Origin of the sequence: Entomohabitans teleogrylli (assembly GCF_001484765.1) — a bacterium.
GTDB classification, from domain to species: domain Bacteria; phylum Pseudomonadota; class Gammaproteobacteria; order Enterobacterales; family Enterobacteriaceae; genus Entomohabitans; species Entomohabitans teleogrylli.
Genome location: NZ_LLXO01000102.1, coordinates 1 through 603, shown reverse-complemented (window position 1 = coordinate 603; position 603 = coordinate 1). Strand labels below are relative to the sequence as shown.

At 63.0% G+C, this 603-nt stretch carries 1 protein-coding gene; it reads left to right on the top strand.

Annotated features, from left to right (window positions below; all coding sequences use genetic code 11):
• Nucleotides 1–603 (top strand): IS66 family transposase (tnpC, locus tag AQ981_RS25425; RefSeq protein WP_121500748.1); only part of this gene is annotated, 603 nt, incomplete at both ends.

The window sequence follows — 603 nt, the reverse complement described above, 5'->3', positions numbered from 1 at the left end:
CTGGAGCTGATGCGCAGCGCCTTCCGGGTTATCCGCACGGTGCGGGAAAAACATGCCTGCACAAAATGCGACGCTATAGTGCAGGCTCCCGCGCCTTCACGCCCCATCGGGCGGGGTATCGCCGGACCGGGGCTGCTGGCCCGCGTGCTGGGCTCAAAGTATGCAGAGCATACCCCGCTGTATCGCCAGTCAGAAATATACAGTCGCCAGGGTGTGGAACTGAGCCGTTCACTGCTGTCGGGCTGGGTGGATGCATGCTGCCGGCTGCTGTCGCCGCTGGAAGAGGCGCTTCAGGGCTATGTCCTGACCGACGGCAAGCTCCATGCCGATGATACCCCGGTCCAGGTCCTGCTCCCGGGTAATAAGAAGACGAAGACCGGTCGGTTGTGGACGTATGTTCGTGATGACCGCAACGCCGGGTCAGCGCTGGCGCCAGCGGTCTGGTTCGCCTACAGCCCGGACAGAAAAGGCCTCCATCCACAGACCCATCTTGCGGGGTTCAGCGGTGTGCTGCAGACGGATGCATACGCCGGGTTCAACGAGCTGTACCGCGATGGGCGGATAACGGAAGCCGCCTGCTGGGCTCACGCCCGCCGTAAAATC